This is a genomic window from Nocardioides sp., assembly GCF_036401255.1.
In the GTDB taxonomy this organism is placed as follows: domain Bacteria; phylum Actinomycetota; class Actinomycetes; order Propionibacteriales; family Nocardioidaceae; genus Nocardioides.
The window spans coordinates 1-2,486 of record NZ_DASWVI010000272.1; the positions used below are offsets into that span (position 1 = coordinate 1).

Genomic DNA, 2,486 nt, shown 5'->3' on the forward strand with positions numbered 1-2,486 from the left:
GCGCCGAAGACGTCCGAGAGCCAGCCCCACTGGAAGATCGCGACCACCGCGCCGTACGCCGCACCGACCGAGAGCAGGTTCATCAGGGCGGCCTTGATCGGGACGAAGATCGAGCGGAACTCGACCAGCAGCAGCAGGAAGCTGAGCCCCACGACGAACGCCATGAACCACGGCATCCGGTCGGTGAGCCGGTCCGCGAGGTCGATGTTGGTGGCGGTGGCGCCGCCGACGTGCACCTTGGCCCCGTCGACGGCGAGGTCGCGGGCAGCGCGGCCGGCGCCCTCCCACCCGAACTGGTCGCGGAGCCGGTGGACCAGGTCCTCGGTGGCCGCGTCGTCCGGAGAGCTCTTCGGCACGACCGTCAGCACCGCGGTGTCGCCCGCCTCGTTCACGGCGGGCGGAGCCACCTTCTCCACGCCCTGGACCTCGGCGAGGTCGGTGGCCAGCGCCTGCGCGGAGCGCTGGGTGTCGGCCGCCGTGCCGTCGGGGTAGGTGGCGGTGACCAGCAGGGGGCCGGTCCAGCCCGGGCCGAAGTCCTCGGCGACCAGGTCGTAGGCGGCCCGCTCGGTGCTGCCCTCGGGGGCGGAGCCGTCGTCGGCGGTGCCCAGCCGCAGGTCGAGCAGCGGGATCGCGAGCGTGGCGAGGATCGCGACGGCGGCGAGCAGATAGGGCCACGGCCGGCGCTGCACGTGGTGGGTCCAGCGATGCCAGCCGCTGACCCGCCCGCCGCCGTGGTCGAGCCGGAGGCGGCGTACCCGGAAGCGGTCGAGGCCGTCGCCGAACAGGCCGAGGAGCGCGGGCAGCAGCGTCACCGCGGCGAGCATGGTGGTCGCGACGGTGATCGCACTGGCCAGGCCCAGGGTGGCGACGAACGGGATGCCGATCGCGTAGAGCGAGAGGATCGCGATGATCACCGTGGTGCCGGCGACGAGCACCGACCGACCGGCCGTCGACAGCGCGATCGGGATGGACTCGCGCGCGGAGAGGCCGGTGGCCAGTCCCTCCCGATGTCGGGTCACCACCAGCAGGGCGTAGTCGATGCCGACGCCGAGACCGATCATCGCCGCGACGACCGGCCCGGCCGTGCCGATGGTGACCTGGTCGGCGAGGAGGAAGATGATGCCCATGCCCAGCCCGAGGGCCATGACGGCGGTCAGCAGCGGCACCAGCATCGCGAACACCGATCCGAACGCGATCAGCAGCACCAGCACGGCGGCCCCCAGCCCGATCGCCTCGCTGCCGGAGGGGTGGTTCTCCGCGTCGAGCGCGGCGCCGCCGTACTCCACCTGGACGCCGAGGTCCTCGACCGGCTGGAAGGCGTCCTGGGCGGCGGCGAGGTCCTCCTCGGGGATGTCGGCCGCGCGCTCGTCGAACCGGACCGTCGCGACCGCGGTGTTGCCGTCGTCGGAGACCATCTCCGGCCCCGGACCGTACGGCGAGCTCGCCGACGCGACCCCCGACTGCCCGGCGGCGTCGGCGACGGCCGCCTCCACCGCGGCGCGGATCCGGCCCTGGTCCACGCCGTCCTGGTCGTGGATGACGACCTGCATGCCGTCGCCGGACATCTCGGGGAACTTGTCCCGCAACTCGTCGTAGGCGGCCTGGGAGTCGGAGTCCTCGAGCGAGAGGTCGTTGTTGAACGAGCCGCCCAGGGACTGCCCGGCGAGCAGCACGCCCGCCACGACGATCAGCCAGGTGAGGAGAACGAGGAAGCGGTGGCGCGCCGAGAAGGTGGCCAGACTGCGCAGCATCAGGGATCCCGTCGGTTCGGCGGTCGGCCCGGACCGACCGGACCCTCATGGACTAATTGAGACAGTGATGTCTCGCTTAGTGGCAATCTACCAGGACGACGCAACGACCCCGAATCCATCGACGCGCCGGCGGGCTGGGGCGCCGATGCGCCGAGCTCGGGCGACTCCGGCACCGGGCGACCGATCGCCACGTGTGTGACTCACGTGTAGAGACACGTGTGTTAGCCTCGGCGGCATGACCGGTACGGCGAGGCCAGCACGCACCGGTGAGCCCCGATGAGCGTCCGGCCCGCCGGGCTGGCGGGCTCCCGCGGCCAGGCCCGGGAGAAGACCCGGGAGGCGGTGCTCGAGGCGGCGCTGCGGCTGTTCTCGGAGCACGGCTACCTCGGCGTGCGGGTCGAGGACATCGCGCGAGAGGCGGGCGTCTCGCGGGCGACCTTCTACAAGCACTTCGCCGAGCGCGAGGAGATCCTCGCGATGCTGCTCACCCGGCTGCTCGGCAACGAGGACGACGCCGCATCCGCGGCCGAGGAGCCGGCGGGCGACCTGGGCGCCCGGATCCAGGCCCAGGCCCGGGCGATCCTCGACCGGATGCTGGAGCAGGAGGACCTGGCCAGGTTCGTCTACAGCCTCCCGGTCCGTCACGAGGCCCTGCTCGGCGCGCAGCAGCTCCCCCGCCCCTCGGCGTTCGGCCGGGTCGACCGGCTGCTCGACGACGCGGCGGCCGCCGGCGAG

At 72.9% G+C, this 2,486-nt stretch carries 2 protein-coding genes; one reads left to right on the forward strand and one right to left on the reverse strand.

What is annotated here, in order from left to right:
• Nucleotides 1–1,751 (reverse strand): MMPL family transporter (locus VGD85_RS12560; RefSeq protein ID WP_331063783.1); only part of this gene is annotated, 1,751 nt, incomplete at its 3' end.
• Between the two features lie 276 nt (nucleotides 1,752–2,027).
• Here VGD85_RS12560 and VGD85_RS12565 point away from each other — a divergent pair.
• The coding region (locus tag VGD85_RS12565; protein ID WP_331063784.1) for a helix-turn-helix domain-containing protein at nucleotides 2,028–2,486 on the forward strand (459 nt) is incomplete at its 3' end.